18 protein-coding genes are annotated in these 19,695 nt (G+C 71.5%); 6 read left to right on the top strand and 12 right to left on the bottom strand.

Translation table 11 applies throughout. The features are described 5' to 3' along the window. Positions 1-32 precede the first annotated feature (32 nt). Together AFL01nite_RS04705 and mshA are read right to left on the bottom strand one after the other, a co-directional pair. Complete coding sequence (locus tag AFL01nite_RS04705) at positions 33-518, bottom strand: type III secretion system chaperone family protein (RefSeq protein ID WP_146826022.1); 486 nt, start codon at positions 516-518, stop codon at positions 33-35. After that, on the bottom strand, positions 515-1,741 hold the full coding sequence (gene mshA, locus AFL01nite_RS04700; RefSeq protein WP_186813812.1) for a D-inositol-3-phosphate glycosyltransferase: 1,227 nt from the start codon (positions 1,739-1,741) through the stop codon (positions 515-517). Before mshA ends, AFL01nite_RS04705 begins: the two co-directional genes overlap by 4 nt. Positions 1,742-1,767: 26 nt before the next feature. On the opposite strand from mshA, the gene AFL01nite_RS04695 reads away from it, so the two are divergent. After that, positions 1,768-2,508: an SDR family NAD(P)-dependent oxidoreductase gene (locus AFL01nite_RS04695; protein ID WP_146826021.1), complete on the top strand. Its 741-nt coding sequence runs from the start codon at positions 1,768-1,770 to the stop codon at positions 2,506-2,508. An 18-nt stretch (positions 2,509-2,526) separates the two neighbouring features. Here the strand turns inward: AFL01nite_RS04695 and AFL01nite_RS04690 are convergent, their stop codons facing one another. Beyond that, a complete protein-coding gene (locus AFL01nite_RS04690) occupies positions 2,527-3,480 on the bottom strand; it encodes a hypothetical protein (RefSeq protein WP_146826020.1) in 954 nt (317 codons plus the stop codon). An 83-nt stretch (positions 3,481-3,563) separates the two neighbouring features. Continuing rightward, positions 3,564-4,457, bottom strand: a complete 894-nt coding sequence (locus AFL01nite_RS04685; RefSeq protein WP_246119583.1) for a sterol desaturase family protein — start codon at positions 4,455-4,457, stop codon at positions 3,564-3,566. 41 nt (positions 4,458-4,498) lie between these two features. On the opposite strand from AFL01nite_RS04685, the gene AFL01nite_RS04680 reads away from it, so the two are divergent. The 3 genes from AFL01nite_RS04680 to AFL01nite_RS04670 all read left to right on the top strand — a co-directional run bounded on the left by AFL01nite_RS04680 (position 4,499) and on the right by AFL01nite_RS04670 (position 8,575). Next, on the top strand, positions 4,499-5,320 hold the full coding sequence (locus AFL01nite_RS04680) for an SDR family NAD(P)-dependent oxidoreductase (RefSeq protein WP_222593392.1): 822 nt from the start codon (positions 4,499-4,501) through the stop codon (positions 5,318-5,320). Between the two features lie 84 nt (positions 5,321-5,404). Continuing rightward, a complete protein-coding gene (locus AFL01nite_RS04675; protein ID WP_146826019.1) occupies positions 5,405-6,481 on the top strand; it encodes a Glu/Leu/Phe/Val dehydrogenase dimerization domain-containing protein in 1,077 nt (358 codons plus the stop codon). 42 nt (positions 6,482-6,523) lie between these two features. After that, positions 6,524-8,575, top strand: a complete 2,052-nt coding sequence (locus AFL01nite_RS04670; protein WP_146826018.1) for an MMPL family transporter — start codon at positions 6,524-6,526, stop codon at positions 8,573-8,575. A gap of 118 nt (positions 8,576-8,693) precedes the next feature. Here the strand turns inward: AFL01nite_RS04670 and AFL01nite_RS04665 are convergent, their stop codons facing one another. From AFL01nite_RS04665 to purF, 3 genes are all read right to left on the bottom strand, one after another. Further along, the gene (locus AFL01nite_RS04665; RefSeq protein ID WP_146826240.1) at positions 8,694-8,870 is read right to left on the bottom strand and encodes a DUF3073 domain-containing protein; all 177 of its coding nucleotides are present in this window, start codon (positions 8,868-8,870) and stop codon (positions 8,694-8,696) included. A gap of 125 nt (positions 8,871-8,995) precedes the next feature. Next, positions 8,996-10,039 (bottom strand): phosphoribosylformylglycinamidine cyclo-ligase, encoded by a 1,044-nt coding sequence (gene purM / locus AFL01nite_RS04660; RefSeq protein WP_146826017.1) that lies wholly within the window; start codon positions 10,037-10,039, stop codon positions 8,996-8,998. Next, on the bottom strand, positions 10,036-11,532 hold the full coding sequence (gene purF, locus AFL01nite_RS04655) for an amidophosphoribosyltransferase (RefSeq protein ID WP_146826016.1): 1,497 nt from the start codon (positions 11,530-11,532) through the stop codon (positions 10,036-10,038). Before purF ends, purM begins: the two co-directional genes overlap by 4 nt. 165 nt (positions 11,533-11,697) lie before the next feature. On the opposite strand from purF, the gene AFL01nite_RS04650 reads away from it, so the two are divergent. After that, on the top strand, positions 11,698-13,248 hold the full coding sequence (locus AFL01nite_RS04650; protein WP_146826015.1) for a long-chain-fatty-acid--CoA ligase: 1,551 nt from the start codon (positions 11,698-11,700) through the stop codon (positions 13,246-13,248). Positions 13,249-13,252: 4 nt separating this feature from the next. Here AFL01nite_RS04650 and AFL01nite_RS04645 read toward each other — a convergent pair whose 3' ends face one another. Genes AFL01nite_RS04645 through rfbB form a run of 4 tightly spaced genes read right to left on the bottom strand, consistent with a single transcriptional unit; the run spans position 13,253 to position 16,612 of the window. Then, positions 13,253-13,873 (bottom strand): peptidylprolyl isomerase, encoded by a 621-nt coding sequence (locus AFL01nite_RS04645; protein ID WP_146826014.1) that lies wholly within the window; start codon positions 13,871-13,873, stop codon positions 13,253-13,255. A gap of 10 nt (positions 13,874-13,883) precedes the next feature. After that, positions 13,884-14,246, bottom strand: coding sequence for a sterol carrier family protein (locus AFL01nite_RS04640; protein WP_186813811.1), 363 nt, complete (start codon positions 14,244-14,246; stop codon positions 13,884-13,886). 58 nt (positions 14,247-14,304) lie between these two features. After that, entirely contained in the window at positions 14,305-15,603 is a 1,299-nt protein-coding gene (locus AFL01nite_RS04635; RefSeq protein WP_146826013.1) for a sugar nucleotide-binding protein, read from the bottom strand. A 10-nt stretch (positions 15,604-15,613) separates the two neighbouring features. Then, positions 15,614-16,612, bottom strand: a complete 999-nt coding sequence (rfbB, locus tag AFL01nite_RS04630) for a dTDP-glucose 4,6-dehydratase (RefSeq protein WP_146826012.1) — start codon at positions 16,610-16,612, stop codon at positions 15,614-15,616. A 67-nt stretch (positions 16,613-16,679) separates the two neighbouring features. On the opposite strand from rfbB, the gene rfbA reads away from it, so the two are divergent. Next, positions 16,680-17,543, top strand: coding sequence for a glucose-1-phosphate thymidylyltransferase RfbA (rfbA, locus tag AFL01nite_RS04625; protein ID WP_146826011.1), 864 nt, complete (start codon positions 16,680-16,682; stop codon positions 17,541-17,543). Here rfbA and AFL01nite_RS04620 read toward each other — a convergent pair. After that, positions 17,529-19,694, bottom strand: coding sequence for a CDP-glycerol glycerophosphotransferase family protein (locus AFL01nite_RS04620; RefSeq protein WP_146826010.1), 2,166 nt, complete (start codon positions 19,692-19,694; stop codon positions 17,529-17,531). The two genes, rfbA and AFL01nite_RS04620, sit on opposite strands and share 15 nt — an antisense overlap. Position 19,695: the final 1 nt, after the last annotated feature.

The following is a 19,695-nucleotide window of genomic DNA, read 5'->3' as shown; positions in this document are numbered from 1 at the left end:
CTCCTGGGGCCGTCGGGGTACGGGGAAGCTGCTCAATCGGTGGGACGCAGGTGGCGGAATGCGTCGAGGTTGCGCGTGGACTCGCCCCGCGACTCGCGCCAGCGCCACTCCTTGCGGATGCTGCTGGCGAAGCCGAGCTCGAGGATCGTGTTGAACGACTCGTCGGCGTACGACAGCACCGCGCCGAGCACCCGGTCGAGCTCCTGCGCCGTCACGGCCTCCAGCGGCATCCGGCCGTCGAGGTAGATGTCGCCCGCCGAGTCGACGGCGAACGCGACGCCGTAGAGCTTGAGGTTGCGCTCCAGCAGCCAGCGGTAGACGGCCTCGTGGTTCTCGTCGGGGTGCCGGGCGACGAACGCGTGCACCCCCAGCGCGTGCCTGCCGACCTCGAGCCGACACGCGGTCTTGAGCTTGCGCTCGCCGGGCAGCTCAACCTCGAACACGTCGCCACCGTGCCGGACGTACTCGTGTCCGGCCTCGTCGAGTGCTGCGACGATCACGTCGCGAACGTCGGTCATCCTGCCTCCTCCTGCGCCGCCTCACGGTCCCGCAGCGCCGCGGCATAGACGTCGAGCGTGCGTTCGGCGGTGGCGTCCCAGCCGAAGGACTCAGCATGGCGGACGGCCTTCGCGCCGGCATCTCGGCGGAACGCGGGATCGGTCAGGTACGGCCGGATCGCCGCGGCGTAGTCGGCCGGGTCGTGACCGTCGACGAGGGTGCCGGTGACGCCGTCGGCCACCGCGGTGGTGAGGCCGCCGACGGCCGCGGCGACGACCGGCGTGCCACAGGCCTGGGCCTCGATCGCGACGAGGCCGAACGACTCGTTGTACGAGGGCACGCACACCACGGCGGCCCTCGAGTACCAGCCGGCGAGCTCTGCCTGACTGACGGTGGGGACGAACTCGACCCGGTCGGCGATGCCGAGCCGCTCGGCGAGGTCGGTCAGCTCGGTGGGCCGGTCGAGGCCGCTGCCGGACGGGCCGCCGATGACGGCCACCCGGTGCGGCACGTCGAGCAGGGCGGACGCCTCCAGCACCACGTCGGGCGCCTTGAGCGGCTGGATGCGGCCCGCGAACACGATCAGGGGCGGCTCGTCGTCGGGTTCGGAGCCGCTGAAGACGTCGAGGTCGACGCCGGGGTGGACGACCTCGACCCCGAGCGGGTCGGCGTCGTACAGGTCGATCAGCTCGCGGCGCTCCTCGGCGGTGTTGGCGATGAGGCGGTCGGCGAACCGCACGATCTCCTCCTCGCCCGCGACCCGGCCGACGGGCTCGGGACGGTCGCCGAGTGCGAGCGCGGCGTTCTTGACCTTGGCCATCGTGTGCATCGAGTGCACCAGCGGCACGCCCCAGCGCTCGCGCAGGACCGTGCCCACCTGGCCCGAGAGCCAGTAGTGCGAGTGGACGAGGTCGAAGTAGCCGGGCTCGTGCCACGCCTCGACCCGCAGGACGTCGCGCACGAACGCGCACAGCTGGCTCGGCAGGTCGCCCTTGGTGAGGCCCTCGAACGGTCCGGCCGCGACGTGGTGCACGCGGATGCCGTCGCCGGCCTCCACGACCGGAGGCAGGTGCCGGGACGTGGCGCGCGTGAACACCTCGACCTCGATGCCCCGCGCGGCCAATCGGCGCGAGAGCTCGATGACGTAGACGTTCATGCCCCCGGCATCGCCCGTGCCGGGCTGGTCCAGCGGGGAGGTGTGAGCCGAGAGCATCGCGACACGATGGATCCCTCGAGCAGCCATGAGATCCATTCTGGCACGCTGTGCCCATGCCCACCGCAGTCGTCACCGGAGCCAGCAGCGGGATCGGCGAGGCCACGGCCCGCGCCCTCTCGGCCGCCGGATACACCGTCCTCGCCGTCGCCCGCCGTCGCGACCGCATCGAGCGGCTCGCCGAGGAGATCGGCGCGATCGCGCTGACCTGCGACATCACCGACGCCGACGACGTCGCGCGCCTGGCCGAGGCCGTCGGCGACCGGCTCGATCTGCTGGTCAACAACGCCGGCGGCGCCAAGGGCATGGCCGACGTGGCCGCCGCCGACCTGGACGACTGGCGCTGGATGTACGAGGTCAACGTGCTGGGCACGGTGGCCGTGACGAAGGCCCTCGCGCCCGCGCTGGTCGCCTCCGGCGCCGGCACGATCATCAACGTCGGCTCGACGGCCGGCCGCGTCGTGTACGAGGGCGGGGGCGGCTACACCGCGGCCAAGCACGCCCTGGCCGCCGTCACCGAGACCCTGCGGCTGGAGCTGAACGGCCAGCCCGTGCGGATCACCGAGATCTCGCCCGGCATGGTCAAGACCGAGGAGTTCAGCCTCACCCGGTTCGACGGCGACTCGGCCCGCGCCGAGGCCGTCTACGCGGGCGTGGACGAGCCGCTCGTGGCGGAGGACATCGCCGACGCGATCTGCTGGGTCGCGACGCGCCCCGCGCACGTCGACATCGACCTGATGGTGATCAAGCCGGTCGCCCAGGCCGCGCAGTGGAAGGTGCACCGCCGACCGTCGTGACCTGGGCGACCGCCCGGCTCAGTCCGACTGCGGGGTGCTCGCGTCGGCCGAGCTCTGCGGCGTGGCCTTCGGCGTCGCCGCCGCGCTCGTCGAGGCGGACGTCGCCTTGCGCGCGGTCGTCTTCTGGCCCGCCGACGGGGTCTCGGACTTCGTGTCCGGTGCGCCCGGCGTCGCGCTCGGCGCCTTCTTCGCGGCGGCCTTCTTCGTCGTCGCCTTCTTGGTGGCCGCCTTCTTGGTGGCCGCCTTCTTCGCCGTCGTCTTCGTGGCGGGAGCGGACTTCGTCGCCGACGTCGAGGAGGCCGCGGAGGCCTTCTTCGCCGGGCTCGACTTCTTCGCCGCGCTGGTCTTCTTGGCCGGACTCGACTTCTTCGCCGAAGCCTTCTTCGCCGTGCCGGCCTTCTTCGCCGTCGTGCCGACCGGGGTCACCTCGGCCGTGGGGGCGGTGCCGGGAATCTCGGGATCGACCGGTCCGTTGGCCTCCGACGCGGCCAGTGCCTCGCCCGCGAACGAGAGCGTGTCGTCGGCTGCGGCGGCCGGGGCCGGCGGCGTGGCCTTCTTCACGGGTGCCCTCTTCGCGGGAGCCTTCTTCGCGGGCGCCCGGGTGGCCGTGGCCTTCTTCGCCGCGGGCGTGGTCTTCGCCGCGGACGTGCCGAGCGGGTCGCCGTGCGGGGACCCGACGGGCGCCTCGCTCGGCGCGGCCGACGGGGTCGAGCCGCCGGGCTTGACGAGGTCGGGCGCGAGCCGGGCGACCATCGCGGTCAGGTCGGCGATCTGCTTCGCCGTGGTGTCACGCACCTGGGCCAGCTCATCACGCAGCTTCTTCAACTCGGACGAGGACGACTTGGTGGCCTTGTCGAACTGCTGGGCCGCGGCCTTCTCAGCCGCCTTGCGGACCTTCTTCACCTCACCGCGCAGGTCGTTGATCGTGGCGATCGTCTCGCGGAGCTTCTTCTCGACGTTGCTCTTGGCCATCGTCGGATCCTCTCGGTTGCGTGTCGGCGACAGGCCTCACCCTACGAGGGGAAGGCCGGTCGCGCCCCTCGCCACGACGAGGCTCAGCCCGTGCCGGCCTCCGTACGGCCGCGGTCGATCGATCCGTCCGGCTTCCAGCCCGGGGGCCCCAGCACATAGCCCAGCCTGTCGCGCCAGGTCGCCGCCGATCGGACGTCGGCGACCATCTTCCGGTAGTCGCCGTACTGCAGGGTGAGCAGGTTGTACGTCTCCACGGGGTGGGTCAACCCGTAGCGCGGCCGGCGCAGCTCGGGCTGGAAGGTGCCGAAGAGCCGGTCCCAGACGATGAGGATGCCGCCGTAGTTCTTGTCGAGGTACTCCGGGTCCGACCCGTGGTGCACCCGATGGTGCGACGGCGTGTTGAAGACGAGCTCGATCGGGCGGGGCAGCCGGCCGACCATCTCGGTGTGCACGAAGAACTGGTAGATCAGGTTGATCGCGAAGGCCGCGAACAGCGTCCACGGCGCGAAGCCCAGCAGCGGCAACGGCAGCCAGAAGAAGAACTCGAACCAGGGATTCCACTTCTGCCGCAGGGCGGTGCCGAAGTTCATGAACTCGCTGGAGTGGTGGGCCTGGTGGCCGGCCCAGCCGATGCGCACGCGGTGGCTGAAGCGGTGGTGCCAGTAGTAGCAGAAGTCGAGCCCGATGATCAGCGCCGGCCAGTACCACCAGGCCGAGGTGGGCAGCTCGAACAGCGCGAAGTGCGCGAACACGAAGACGAACGCGAAGAACGTGATGACCTTGAACGTCGTGAGGAACACGATCGACCCGAGGCCCATCGAGATCGAGGTGCGGGCGTCCTTGAGCGCGTAGCCCGTGACGTTGTCGTCGTGGTCGAGCCAGCGCAGCGCCGCCACCTCGATCGCGATGCTCAGCAGGAAGAACGGCACCGCGTACGTCAGCGGGTTCTTCATCGGGTCGAGGAGGTCGGCGAGCACGGACCCACGATACGTCGTCCCTGTGACTACGATCACACCCCATGGGCATCGATCCGGCCGGGCAGGTCATCGTGGTCACCGGTTCCTCGAGCGGCATCGGCGCCGCCGCCGCGCGACGACTGGCCGCCCGTGGCGCGACGGTGTGCCTGCTGGCCCGCCGCGCCGACGAGCTCGAGTCCGTCGCGGCCGGGATCCGAGCCGACGGAGGCCGCGCGGACGCGTACCCCGTCGACCTCACGGACGAGGCGGCCACGCGACGGACGGTGGCCGAGGTCCTCGCCGCGCACGGGCGCGTCGACGTGCTGCTCAGCAACGCGGCGCGCTCGATCCGCCGGCCCATCGCCGAGTCGCTCGACCGCCTGCACGACCACGAGCGCGTCATGGCGATCAACTACTTCGCGGCCGTCCGGCTCGTCCACCTGCTGCTGCCGTCGATGCTCGCGCAGGGCGGGGGTCACGTCGTCGTCAGCTCGACGCTCTCGACCCAGGTGCCGATCCCCCTGTTCTCGGCCTACCTCGCCAGCAAGAGCGCCCTGGAGTCGTACGTCCGCTCCCTCTCGGCCGAGCTGGGGCACGCCGGGATCACGACCTCCGTCGTCCACTTCCCGATGGTGCGCACGCCCATGTCCGGCGGCACCGAGATCTACCGGGCGATGCGGATGATGAGCCCCGACCAGGCAGCACGCTGGATCGAGCGCGCCGTGGTCTCGCGGCCGTCGAGGGTCACCAGCGCGTTCGGGGTGGCCGGCGAGGCCTCGATGGCGTTGCTGCCCGGCGTGGTCACGCGGGCGACGGCGCCGTTCTTCCGACGGATGGACCGCGAGCTCGCCCGTCGTGCCGCCGCCGGCGACGTTCACGAGTAGCGTGGGTCACAGCGACCACCACCCCCGGCCGCGACCCACCACCGACCGGTCGGCACCACCCCCGCCAGCCCAGGAAGAGGAAGCATGAGCACGCCCAGCAGCTTCGGCACCCACCACGAGCAAGTCGTCTTCTGCCACGACGAGGCCTCCGGACTGCGGGCGATCATCGCCCTGTACTCCACCGCCCTCGGTCCCGGCCTCGGCGGCACGCGGTTCTTCCCCTACGCCAGCGAGGCCGATGCGCTCGCGGACGTGCTCAACCTCAGCCAGGGCATGGCCTACAAGAACGCCCTCGCCGGACTCGATCTCGGCGGCGGCAAGGCCGTCATCATCGGCGACCCGCGCACCGACAAGTCCGAGGCCCTGCTGCGCGCCTACGGACGCTTCGTCCAGACGCTGAACGGGCGCTACTTCACCGCCTGCGACGTGGGCACGTACTCCGCCGACATGGACGTCGTCGCCCGTGAGTGCGACTACGTCACCGGGCGCACCGTCGACCACGGAGGCGCCGGCGACTCGAGCGTCCTCACCGCCTTCGGCGTCTACCAGGGAATGCGGGCCGCGGCCCAGTACACGTGGGGCGACACCTCGCTCGCGGGCAGGCGCGTCGGGATCGCCGGCGTCGGCAAGGTCGGCCGGCACCTCACGGCGCACCTCGTCGAGGAGGACGCCCGCGTCGTCGTCACCGACATCGACTCCGACGCGGTGGCACGCCTGGTCGGGCAGCACCCGTCGATCGAGGTGGCCGAGTCGACCGAGGCGCTGATCGCCGCCGACCTCGACGTCTACGCGCCGTGCGCCCTGGGCGGAGCGCTCGACGAGACGAGCGTCGAGTTGCTGACCGCCAAGGTCGTCGCGGGTGCCGCCAACAACCAGCTGGCGCACGACGGCATCGGCAAGCTGGTCTCCGACCGCGGCATCGTCTACGCCCCGGACTACTGCGTGAACTCCGGCGGCGTGATCCAGGTGGCCGACGAGCTCGACCCCAGCGGATTCTCGTTCGACCGGGCGAAGGCACGCGCCACCGGCATCTTCGACACGACCCTCGCCGTGCTCGAGCGCGCGGCCGCCGAGGGCATCACCACCGCCGAGGCCGCCGACCGTCAGGCCGAGCAGCGGATCCGCGAGATCGGTCGGCTGGGGCAGATCCTCGTGCCGTGACCCGGCAGATGGAATTTCGCTAGACAGTCTAACCTTCTACGCGTGGAGTCCATCGACCATCGGTCCTTCCCCCTCGCCCGTCTCGTCGGCCCGCGCCGCTCGATCGTCGTCGTCCTGCTCGGGCTGGTCGTCGCCGGCCTGATCATGGCGTTCGCGCCGGAGCCGACCACGGGATCGTCCGCCGGATCGAACCTGCCCGACTCGGCCGAGTCGGCCCGCGCAGCCGAGCTGCTCAAGGAGCTGCCCGAGGCGGACGAGTCGCCCGCGATCGTCGTGTACTCCCGCGAGGGGGGCCTGACGCCCGAGGACCTCAAGGCCCTCGGCGCGCGCTCCGAGGCGATCTCCACCGAGCTCGACCTGCAGGCCAGTCCCCCAGTGCCGTCCGAGGACGGGGCCGCGGCGATCGTGGCCATCCCCGTCGAGACCAGGCTGGAGTCCGACGAGAACTCCGCGCTGGTCGAGGACATCCGCCAGCTCGCGAAGACCGACCTCCCCGACGGCCTCCGCTCGGAGGTCACCGGCGCCCCCGCCGTGCAGGCCGACCTCGGCAAGGTCTTCGACGGCGCCGACGTGCGCCTGCTGGCCGTCACCGCGGCGGTCGTCGCGCTGCTGCTGATCATCACCTACCGCAGCCCGTGGCTGTGGCTCGTGCCGCTGACCGTCATCGGCATCGGCGACCGCGTGGCCGCCCGCACCCTGGAGGGCTTCTCGGGCGCCTTCGACTTCGGCATCGACGGATCCATCACCGGCATCACCTCGGTGCTGGTGTTCGGCGCGGGCACCAACTACGCCCTGCTGCTGATCGCCCGCTACCGCGAGGAGCTGCGCCGCCACGAGTCCCGCCACGAGGCGATGCAGACCGCCGTCGGCGGGGCCGCGCCGGCGATCCTGTCCAGCTCGGGCACCGTGATCCTGGCCCTGCTCTCGCTGCTGATCGCCGACTCGCCCTTCGTCAGCGGCATCGGCCTGGCCGGGGCGATCGGCATCGTCGTGGCCGTCGCGTTCGCGCTGCTGGTGCTGCCCTCGGCGATGGTGCTGCCCGGCCGCTGGCTGTTCTGGCCGTTCGTGCCGCGCAACGGCGACGCCGACCCCTCGGAGAAGGGCTGGTGGTACCGCGTCGGCAAGACCGTGACCGACAAGCCCTGGCCCACCACGATCGGCGCCCTGGCGATCCTCGGCGCCATGGCCGCCGGCACGATCGGCCTCACCACGGGCCTCGGCCAGAGCGAGCAGTTCCTGGACACACCCGAGTCGATCACCGCCCAGGAGACGCTGGGCAAGACGTTCCCCGCCGGCATCTCGGCGCCCACCGTCATCGCCACCTCTCCCGACAAGGTCGAGGCCGTCACGGAGGCGGCGAACGGGGTCGACGGCGTCGAGAGCGCGCGCCCCGCCGGCGCGGCGGAGGACCTGGCGGAGGTGCAGGTCGTGCTGTCCGTGGCCCCCGAGAGCGACCGGGCCCTGACGGCCGTCGAGGACCTGCGCGCCGCCGTGAGCGACGCCGACCCGGACGCCCTCGTCGGCGGGCCCGACGCCCAGGCGCTCGACGAGGCCCAGACCGCCACCGACGACCGGGGCCGCGTGATCCCGATCGTCCTGGCGATCGTGCTGCTGATGCTGCTCATCCTGCTGCGCTCGGTCGTCGCCGCCGTCGTGCTCTGCGCCACGACGGTGCTGTCGTACTTCTCCGCGCTCGGCGTGGGCTGGCTGCTGTTCGACCACCTGCTGGGCTGGTCGGCGATGGACGTCAGCACGCCGCTGCTGGCCTTCATCTTCCTGGTCGCCCTGGGCGTTGACTACAACATCTTCCTGACGGCGCGAGCCCGCGAGGAGATGCGCCGCACGGGCGACCCGACGAAGTCGATCGTCACGGCCCTGGCCGTCACCGGCGGCGTGATCACCAGCGCCGGCGTGCTGCTGGCCGCGGTGTTCACGGTGCTCGGCGTCCTGCCGCTGGTGCTGCTCGCGCAGCTGGGCGTGGTCGTCGGCTTCGGCGTGCTGCTGGACACCGTGCTGGTGCGCGGCGTCGCGACGCCGGCCATCGTCTCGCTGTGCGGGCGCTGGTTCTGGTGGCCCAGCAAGCTCTCACGCTGAGCGGCGACCGACACCGCGCGAGCGGACACCAAGAACCCGCGGGGCACGGACGTGCCCCGCGGGTCCTGCGTTACGTGGGTCCCACGGCTCAGCCGTGGAGAGAACATCGACCGGCCGCTCAGCTGGCGGCAGGTCCCCCCAGCTCCTTGGCGAGATCCACGTACTGGTCCGGGATTGGGTCACCGGACTCTCCGTGAAGTTCTCGGGCCAGATCATTGAAATCAGTGTCCAATGTCCGGTACTTGAGATCGCGAGCGACCTTGGTCTGCTTCGCTTTCGCACGGCCGCGGCCCATGGGCTCGACCCCCTCGCACTCAGTGGTCCAGTATGTCGTGCTCCCCAGCGTACCCAAACGTTCCCAGAACGCATGCACGACCCCCGGTTCGGCGCGTGCCCGAACCGTGATCGCAGCCAATATCGTCAGCCGAGAGTGACGCAACCGCCCGCTGCGTACTGGTCGGCCGCGCCGACCTCTCCGGCGATCCAGGCGTCGACGCCGTGCGACCCGAGCAGCGCGACCGCCGCATCGGCGGCCTCCTGGGCCACCACCGCGACCATGCCCACGCCCATGTTGAGGGCCTGGTCGAGGTCGGCCTGGGCGACGCCGCCCAGCTCGCCGACGAGGGAGAAGACCGGGGCCGGGGTCCACGACGAGCGATCGAGGCGGACCGAGACCGTGTCGGGCAGGACCCGCTCGAGGTTGGCCGCCAGGCCGCCGCCGGTGATGTGCGACATCGCGTGGACCTCGACGCCGTCGGCCAGCGCCAGGCACGGCTTCGTGTAGAGCCGGGTGGGCGTCAGCAGCTCCTCGCCCAGCGTGTGTCCGAACTCGGGGACCTCGCGGTCGAGCTGCCAGCCGGCGATGTCGAAGAAGACGTGGCGCACGAGCGAGTAGCCGTTGGAGTGCAGGCCCGAGGAGGCCATGGCGATCACAACGTCGCCGTCGCGGACCAGGTCGGCGCCCAGCAGGCGGTCGGCCTCGACGACGCCCGTGGTGGAGCCGGCGACGTCGTACTCGTCGACGCCCAGCAGTCCGGGGTGCTCGGCGGTCTCGCCGCCCAGCAGGGCGGTGCCGGTCTCGACGCACGCCGCCGCGATGCCCTTGACGATGTCGGCGATCCGCTCCGGCACGACCTTGCCGCAGGCGATGTAGTCGGTGAGGAACAGCGGCTCGGCACCGCAGACCACCAGGTCGTCGACGAGCATGCCGACCAGGTCGAAGCCGATCGTGTCGTGGCGGTCCATCGCCTGCGCGATGGCGACCTTCGTGCCGACCCCGTCGGCACTGGTGGCCAGCAGCGGGCGCGTGTAGCTCTTGAGCGCCGAGGCGTCGAACAGTCCGGCGAAGCCGCCGATGCCGCCGACGACCTCCGGCCGGGTCGCCTTCGCGACCCACTGCTTCATGAGGTCGACGGCGCGGTCGCCCTCCTCGATCGAGACTCCGGCGGAGGCGTAGGAGGTCACTGGATCACCTTCAGGGGCTCGGTTCCGTTGGCCGGCAGCTCCAACAGGTGCTTGCCGATGAGGTCGTCATCGGGCAGCTCGATGGGGTACACGCCGTCGAAGCACGCCCGGCACATGTTGTCGCCCGGGACGTTGGTGGCCTCGATGAGGTCGTCCAGCTCGACGTAGGACAGCGTGTCGGCGCCGATCGACCGGCGGATCTCGTCGACCGAGAGGCCGGTCGCGATCAGCTCAGCACGGGTCGCGAAGTCGATGCCGTAGAAGCAGGGCCACTTGATCGGCGGACTGGAGATGCGCACGTGGATCTCGGCGGCACCGAACTCGCGCAGCATGCGCACGAGGGCGCGCTGGGTGTTGCCGCGCACGATCGAGTCGTCCACCACCACCAGGCGCTTGCCGGCGATCACGTCGCGGAGCGGGTTGAGCTTGAGCCGAATGCCCAGCTGGCGGATCGTCTGCGACGGCTGGATGAACGTGCGGCCGACGTAGGCGTTCTTGACCAGGCCGTGGCCGAACGGGATGCCGCTCTCCTCGGCGTAGCCGATCGCCGCGGGCGTGCCCGACTCCGGGACCGGGATGACCAGGTCGGCCTCGACCGGAGCGGTGCGCGCCAGCTTGCGACCGATGCGCTCGCGGACGCTGAAGACGCGCTGGTCGTTGATCGTGGTGTCGGGACGGGCCAGGTAGACGTACTCGAAGATGCAGCCCTTCGGCGCCGCCTCGGCGAACCGGCTGGTCCGCAGGCCGTTCTCGTCGATGGCGACGAACTCGCCCGGCTCGATCTCGCGGATGTACGAGGCGCCCACGATGTCGAGGGCGGCGGTCTCGCTGGCGACGACCCAGCCCCGCTCGAGCCGGCCGAGCACGAGCGGGCGGACGCCCTGGGGGTCGCGCGCCGCATAGAGCGTGGACTCGTCCATGAAGACGAGGGAGAAGGCACCCCGCAGCTTCGGCAGGACCTCCATCGCGGCGTCCTCGACCGAGCGGTCGCGGTAGGACGACAGCAGGGACGCCATCACGGACGTGTCGGTGGTGGCGGTCTCGGCGTGGGCCGACTTCGGGTCGTCGGCGGTGCGCTCGAGCAGCAGCTGCACCAGCTCGTGGGTGTTGGTGAGGTTGCCGTTGTGGCCGAGGGCCACCGAACCCTGCGCCGTGGGGCGGAACGTGGGCTGCGCGTTCTGCCAGACGCTCGCGCCGGTCGTGGAGTATCGGGCGTGGCCGATGGCGATCTCGCCCTGGAGGGACTCCAGGGTGGCCTCGTCGAACACCTGCGACACCAGGCCCATGTCCTTGTAGACCAGGATCTGGCGGCCGTTGCTCACGGCGATGCCGGCCGACTCCTGCCCGCGGTGCTGCAGGGCGTAGAGGCCGAAGTACGTCAGCTTGGCGACTTCCTCGCCGGGGGCCCAGACACCGAAGACGCCGCAGGCGTCCTGGGGTCCGGCGTCAGCGGGGTCGAGCTCGTGGGTCAGGAGACCATCTCCGCGGGGCACGCCGCCAGTCTAGCGGCCGCACACCCGCGCGATGACCGGCCCGGGAAACCCGGACGCGGGAAGAAACAGTCACGGCTGACTGGAAGTCTTCCGCTCCTTGTCGCCGGGCGCTAGCGTGTGAGCCACATCACAAGCCCGTGCCCGTGCCGTCCTCCAGGAGAGCCCATGACCGACGCCGTCTTCATCGCCGACCATGCCCGCACCGCAGCAGACGTCGCGCCCGATGAGACCGGGTGGATCTACGAGGGCCGCGAGTGGACGTGGAGCCAGGCGTGGGAGTCGGTCCGGCGCACGGCGGGCGCCCTCACTGCCGACGGGATCGGCCACGGCGACCACATCGCCGTCGTCGACAAGAACAACCCGGCCATCCTGCAGCTCGTGCTCGGCGCCAGCCTCGTCGGCGCGGCCACCGCGATCGTCAACTGGCGGCTCGCCGGCGACGAGCTCGACTTCACGATCAACGACTCCGGCGCCAAGATCCTCTTCGTCGGTCACGAGCTGCTCGAGCAGGTCGACGTCATCCGCGACCGGCTCACCACCGTCGAGAAGATCGTGGTGATGGGCGGCGAGAGCGACGAGTTCGAGGCCTGGCAGGCGGCCGGCGAGCCGCTGGACCAGTCCGAGCAGGTGAGCGCCGACGACCCGGTCGTCATCATGTACAGCTCCGGCACGACGGGACGGCCGAAGGGCGTGCTGCTGACCCAGCGCAACCTGGTCGCGCACACCGCGAACGCCGACGCCGGGATCGAGTACGGCGAGGGCGCGAAGATGCTCATCGCGATGCCGATGTTCCACGTCGGCGGCACGTCCTACGCGATGTTCGGCATCAAGAACCGGGTGCCGGGCCACATCATCCGCGAGGTCGAGCCGAGCGCCCTGGCCGGCGCGATGATGTCCGGCGTCACGCACGCCTTCCTCGTGCCGGCGGTGGTCGCCATGCTGCTGCAGGCCGGCGACGAGGCCATGAAGCTGTTCAGCGGGCTGCGCGGGTTCTCGTACGGGGCGGCGCCGATGCCGCAGACGATCCTGCGGGGCGCGCAGAAGCACTGGCCGCAGACGCGGTTCTACCAGGTCTACGGCCTCACCGAGTTCTGCGGCGTCGTGACGATGCTCCACGACGCCGAGCACCGCGACCTCGAGCACCCCGAGCGGCTGCTCTCGGCCGGCAGGACCATCCCCGGGGTCGAGGCCCGCGTCGTCGACCCCGCGACCCTGCAGGACGTGCCCGCCGGGCAGGCCGGCGAGCTGTGGTTCCGCACCGAGCAGGCCACCCCCGGCTACCACGACCGCCCGGAGGCCACGGCCGAGATCCGCGCCGGCGACGGGTGGATGCGCACGGGAGACATCGGCCGGATCGACGAGGACGGCTACGTCTACGTCGAGGACCGGATCAAGGACATGATCATCACCGGCGGCGAGAACGTGTACTCCCCCGAGGTCGAGCGCGTCCTGTCCGAGCACCCCGACCTGCTGGAGGTGGCGATCATCGGCGTCCCCGACCCCACGTGGGGCGAGTCGGTCAAGGCCGTCGTCGCGCTGCGCCCCGGCGCCGAGGCCACCGAGGCCGAGATCATCGACTGGGCACGCGAGCACATGACGCACTACAAGGTGCCGCGGACGATCGACGTCGTGGAGATGCTCCCGCGGAACCCCTCGGGCAAGATCCTCAAGCGCGACCTGCGCAAGCCCTACTGGGCCGACGGCCGCCAGGTCTGAGCGCTCAGGAGACGGACTCGATGACGACGTCCTTGGCGGGGGCCACCCCGTCCGGGCCGTTGCCGTCCTTCTCGATCGCGCGGGCGACGGCCAGTCCGGCCTCGTCGACCTTGCCGAAGACGGTGTAGCTCGGCGGGAGCTCGGCGTCGGCCAGGACGATGAAGAACTGCGATCCGTTGGTGTCCGGGCCCGCGTTGGCCATCGCGAGGGTGCCGGCCGGGTACGTCTCGTCGCCGGTCAGCTCGTCGTCGAACCGGTAGCCCGGTCCGCCGGCGCCCGTCGCGGCCGGGTCGCCGCACTGCAGCACGAAGCCCGGCACGAGGCGGTGGCACTTGGTGTCGTCGAAGTAGCCCTGCTCGGCGAGCGAGACGAAAGAGTTGACGGTGCACGGCACCGCGTCGGGCGTGAGCGTGAGCTTGATGTCGCCGCGGTTCGTCGCGACCGTCAGCGTCTCGGCGGAGGTGGGCTCCGACGGCGGCAGCTTCGCCTCCTTGGCGGCGTCGCCGTCCTTGACGTAGCTGCACGTCTCGTCGGAGGCGGCGTCGGAGCCGCCGCCGTCGTCACCACCGCAGGCGACGAGGACCGGGGCGAGGAGGGCGAGCAGGGCCAGGAGACGAAGACGCATGCGCCGGATCCTACCGACCCGAGGCGTCGACCAGCGGCAGCAACGGCGACAGGTCCGACCGCTCGCCACTCGCGCGCACCGTCGCATCGGACCATGCGAGCCGGCCCCGGGCGAGCGCGATCCACGTCTCGGGGTCGGTCTCGACGACCGCCGGCGGGGTGCCGCGGGTGTGGCTGGCCCCCGCGATGCACTGGATCGCGGCGAACGGCGGGATGCGGACCTCGACGCTGTGCCCGGGCGCCTTGCGCTGCAGCAGGGCGAGCAGGTGCTTGGTGGCGGCCTTGAGGTCGGCGCGCTCGGCGGTGCCCGCGTCGATGCGGGCGCAGACCTCGGCGAACTCGGCGGGATCGAGCGGGGTCAGCGTGCGGGCCACGCCGGCCACCCTAACCCGCGGACCATGCGTGGTTTCCCACCGCGTTGCGGGGGAAACGTCACCCCAGCCGGAGCGCCGAGTGGCGCGGCCGGGGGGCGGCGGTGCGGCCGGCGAGGTAGGCCTCGGTGGTGACGCCGGTGACGTCGGCGGGGTCGCGGCCCTCCTCGGCGAACACGCGGCGGGCGATGTCGGCCCACGACTCGACCGGGCCGGTGCCGGTGACGTGGTGGATCCCGTACGGCGCGCCCGACCGGAGCAGGCCGACGATCCCCTCGGCGAGGACCGCGGCGGGAGTGAGCCGGCCGAACTGGTCGTCGACGACGGACGGTGAGACGCCGTCGCGGGCCAGGCGGCGCATCGTGTCGACGAAGTTCGCGCCCTCGCCCACGACCCAGCTCGTGCGCACGAGGTAGTTCCTCGGCACGACCGACGTGACGGCCTCGGTGGCCGCCTTCGTCTGGCCGTAGACGCCCAGCGGCGAGACCGGCTCGTCGACCTCGTGCTCCTCGACGGTGCCGTCGAAGACGTAGTCGCTGGAGACGTTGACGAACGTCAGGCCGTGCTCGATCGCGATGCGGGCCATCGCCGCCACCCCGGTGACGTTGATCGCCCAGCACAGCCGCCGGCCCTCGGGCGTCTCGGCGCCGTCGACGTTCGTGTACGCGGCGGCGTTGATCAGGGTGCCGACGCCGGTCCAGTCGATCGCGTCGAGCGTCTCGGGCCGGGACAGGTCGACCTCGGGGAAGTCGTGGAACTCGGCGCCCGGCAGCGCCTGCTGCAGCGCCTTGCCGAGCTGGCCGCCGGCGCCGATCACGACCGTGCGGCGCGGTGCCATCGGCTCGACGTCGGCCAGGACGGGGTGGGCGCGGTCCTTGTCGGACATCTCGGCGACGGGGAGCGGCCACGGGATCGCCAGGGCCGGGTCGAGCAGGTTCACGTTGGCGTAGACCGCGTCGGCCGACCAGTGGTCGTTGACCAGGTACGTGTAGGCCGTGCCGTCCTCGAGCACCTGGAACGAGTTGGCGACGCCGCGCGGCACGAAGACGGCCGTCTGCGGGTCGAGCTCGGTCCAGAAGGTCGTCCCGAACGCGTCGCCCTCACGCAGGTCGACCCACGCGCCGAACGCGCGGCCCGCCGCCACGGAGACGTACTTGTCCCACGGCTCGGCGTGGACGCCGCGGATCGTGCCCGCGGTGGCGTTGAACGAGATGTTCTGCTGGACGGGACCGAAGTCGGGCAGCCCGGCGGCGACCATCTTCTCGCGCTGCCAGTTCTCCTTGAACCAGCCACGGTTGTCGCCGTGCACGTCGAGGTGGACGACGAGCAGTCCGGGGACGGGGGTCGTCTCGATCCTCATCAGGTCTCCCTCACTGGCCCAGCGCGGCGTACTTCGCCTCGGTGGCGGCCTTCGCCGGGCGCCACCAGTCCTCATGCTCGCGGTACCAGCGCACCGTGGCCTCGAGACCGGCCGAGAAGTCCGGGTAGCCCGGCTGCCAGCCCAGCTCGGTGCGCAGCTTGGTGGAGTCGATCGCGTACCGCAGGTCGTGCCCGGCGCGGTCGGTCACGTGGTCGAAGTCGTCGGGCGCGCGGCCGAACAGCTCCAGCAGCGCCTCGACGACCTCGCGGTTCGATCTCTCGCCGTCGGCCCCGATCAGGTAGGTCTCGCCGATGCGGCCCGACTCGAGGATCGTGAGCACGGCGTCGTTGTGGTCGTCGACGTGGATCCAGTCGCGCACGTTGAGGCCCTCGCCGTACAGCCGCGGGCGGATCCCGTCGATCAGGCCGGTGACCTGGCGCGGGATGAACTTCTCGACGTGCTGGAACGGACCGTAGTTGTTGGAGCAGTTCGAGATCGTCGCGCGGACGCCGAACGACCTCACCCAGGCCCGCACGAGCAGGTCGGACCCGGCCTTCGTGGAGGAGTACGGGCTCGAGGGGTTGTACGGGGTCGACTCGGTGAATCGCTCCGGGTCGTCCAGCTCGAGGTCGCCGTAGACCTCGTCGGTCGAGATGTGGTGGTAGCGGACGTCGTGCTTCCGGGCCGCCTCGAGCAGGGCGAACGTGCCGACGATGTTGGTGTCGAGGAACGGTCGCGGGCCGACCAGGGAGTTGTCGTTGTGCGACTCGGCGGCGAAGTGCACGACCGTGTCGTGCTCGGCGACGAGCGAGTCGACCAGCTCGGTGTCGGCGACGTCGCCGACGACGAGCGAGACACGGTCCTCGGGAAGCCCGGCCAGCGACGCACGGCTGCCGGCGTACGTGAGCTTGTCGAGCACCGTGACGTGGTCGTCCGTCCGGTCCACGACCTGACGCACGAAGTTGGATCCGATGAACCCGGCACCCCCGGTGACCAGCAAGCGACGCATGGGGTGAGCGTAACGGCAGGTTTCCGAACGCGGGCTCAGACGACGCAGATCACAGTAGGGTCATCGCATGCGCGGCATCATTCTGGCCGGAGGCACCGGATCGCGACTGCATCCCCTCACCCTCGGCGTCAGCAAGCAGCTCGTCCCGGTCTACGACAAGCCGATGATCTACTACCCCCTGTCGACCCTCATGGCCACGGGCATCCGCGACATCCTCGTCATCACGACGCCCCACGAGGCGGCGGCGTTCGAGCGGCTGCTCGGTGACGGCTCCCGCTTCGGGGTCAACCTCACCTTCGCGCAGCAGCCGTCCCCCGACGGCCTCGCGCAGGCGTTCCTGATCGGGGCCGACCACATCGGCGACGAGGGATCGGCGCTCGTGCTCGGCGACAACATCTTCTACGGCGCGGGCCTCGGCACCAACCTGCACCGCTTCGACCAGACCGTGGGCGCAGCGGTCTTCGGCTATCACGTGGCCGACCCCGCGGCCTACGGCGTCGTCGAGTTCGACGAGTCCGGCCGCGCGATCTCCCTGGAGGAGAAGCCCGAGAAGCCGCGCAGCAACTACGCCGTCCCCGGCCTGTACTTCTACGACAACTCCGTCGTCGAGCGGGCCCGCGCCCTGTCGCCCTCGGCGCGCGGCGAGCTCGAGATCACCGACCTGAACCGCACGTACCTCGACGAGGGCACCCTGCAGGTCGAGGTCCTCCCCCGCGGCACCGCCTGGCTCGACACCGGCACGTTCGACGACCTCGCCGACGCGGGTGCCTTCGTCCGCACCATCGAGAAGCGGCAGGGACTGAAGATCTCGTGCCCCGAGGAGATCGCCTGGCGCCAGGGCTGGCTCACCGACGACCAGCTGGCCGAGCTCGCCAGGCCGCTCGTGAAGAGCGGCTACGGCGGCTACCTGCTGGGCCTACTCGGCTCCTGACACCGGGCCCAGCCACGCGTCGAGCACGCGGTCGGCCGCCCGGCCGTCGTCCAGCGGCGCGAACCGCTGACGGAACGCGGTGCGATCGGCGCCCGAGCGGTCGCCGTCCAGCAGCACGTCGATCACCTCGTCGGTGGACGTGACGACCGGACCGGGCGGGGTCTGGCGCAGGTCGAAGTAGAAGCCCCGATCCCCGAGGTACTCGTCCGCGTCCGGCACGAGCAGCATCTGGAGCCGCTCCGTCACGGCGAAGTCGAACATCACCGAGGAGTAGTCCGTGACCAGCACGTCGGCCGCGGCCAGCAGTGCCGTGATGTCGGGGTGGGCCGTGACGTCGACGACGCCCGGCTCGGCGATGCGGCCGCGGCCGGCGGCGGCGTTGGCATGGCTGCGGACGAGCACGGTGGCGCCGGTGCGCTCATGGACGAGCGCCGCATCGAGGTGGGAGACGAACGCGCGACGGCCACCGGCACCCCGCGCGGCGTCGCGCCACGTGGGCGCGTAGAGCACGACGCGCTCGTCGCGGAGGCCGAGCGCGTCGCGCGTGCGGCGGCGCAGGGCGCCGTCCGTGTCGAGGACGAGGGCGTCGTTGCGGGGGTACCCCTCGACGATCGTGCGCCCGGTAAACCCGAACGCGGGCGGCAGGACGCCGGCCGCGAACGCGTTCTGCGCCAGCAGCGCCTCCCACGCCACGGCCTCGCGCGCCATCGCCGCGGTGTACCCGGCCGAGAGCCGGTTGACCGTGATGTCGCGGCCGATGCGCTTCAGCGGCGTGCCGTGCCAGGTCTGCAGGTAGCGCTGGCCCTCGCGGAACCTCACGTAGTGCGGGAACTCGGCGTTGTTGACCAGGTAGCGCGCGTGGGTGAACGCCTCGTGCCACTCGCGCGAGTGCAGCAGCACCGGTCGGACGCCCTCGGGCACCGTCACCGAGTGGTCGGTGACGCACCAGTCGACCGGGATGCCGCGGCGGACCAGGCCGCGCGCGATCGGCGCGACGCTGTCACCGGCCCCACTGCCGCCGAAGCACATCGCCATCGCGCGCTCGCGCAGCGGACCGGCGTGCTCGCGCACCTCGTCGAGGAGCAGTCGCTGGCGCCGGCGGCCACGGTCGGCGACGGGGATCGGGTTCCGCACGACGAGCGACACGTCCGCCTCGCCCGGCGACCACGCTCGCGGGGTGACGAGCAGGTCGACCAGGTCGATCGCGCGCTCGGCCATCGGCAGGCGGAGCACCTCGGGATCGGCGAGGTCCAGGGTGACGTCGGACGTGACCGAGTACCGCCCGATCGGCACCGTGGCGACGGCGCCGAACCGTTCGCATGCAGCCTCCAGGTCGAGCGGCGAGCGACCGGTGCTCCAGCCCTGGGTGAGGGCGGCGACGCGCAGGTCGACCCCGTCGGCGGTGACGCGCACGCCCGCCTCGGTGGCATCGATCGCGACCGTGCAGACGCCGTCGTCGAGCGGAGGGATCGTGATCTCGCTGCGGCGGACCAGCCCGTCGACGGTGATGGTGACGGCCAGGGTGATCGGCTCGGTGCGATCGAGGTCGAGCCGCGTCCACCAGGACGCGTCGGTCTGGTCGGCCCAGCGCTCGCCACTCTCGGCGTCGGCCACCGGATCGGGCCGCATCGACACCTCGGGCTCGACCGTGCCACGGCTCGTGGTGGCCTCGATGCGGACGGAGTCGGCGGCAGGGTCGAACGTGATCCCCGAGACGAAGGAGGTGCCCGCCACGTACACCGGCGACGACCCGGCCGCCTCGATGGTGAGCCGGGCGACGAGGTCGTGCTCCTGGGCGACGAGGAGCCAGTCGGGCGCGTCGATCCGCTCACCGAGGTCGATGTGACGCGAGCCGCGGTCGACGAGGAACGACGGGCCGTGGACGGTCCGGGACTCGGCGAGGAGCTCGACGGCGTCACGGTCGTCGACGGACGCGGCGTGCAGGGCCACGCGGTCGCGCACGGGCAGGCTCAGCCACTCGTCGCGGGACCAGACCGCGGCGCCGTCGGCCGCCTCGCCGACCAGTCGGCGCCATCCCGCGTCGTCGAGCCGGAACGCGGTGCGGGCCCGCTTCGCCAGGGCGACGGGCGAGGGCGAGTCGCCACCGGCGAGCCGCCGCCACCGCAGGAGCGCCTTCCGCACGAGGTCCACC

The organism is Aeromicrobium flavum (assembly GCF_007992115.1).
GTDB lineage: Bacteria > Actinomycetota > Actinomycetes > Propionibacteriales > Nocardioidaceae > Aeromicrobium > Aeromicrobium flavum.
This window is presented reverse-complemented; position numbering and strand designations above follow the sequence as displayed.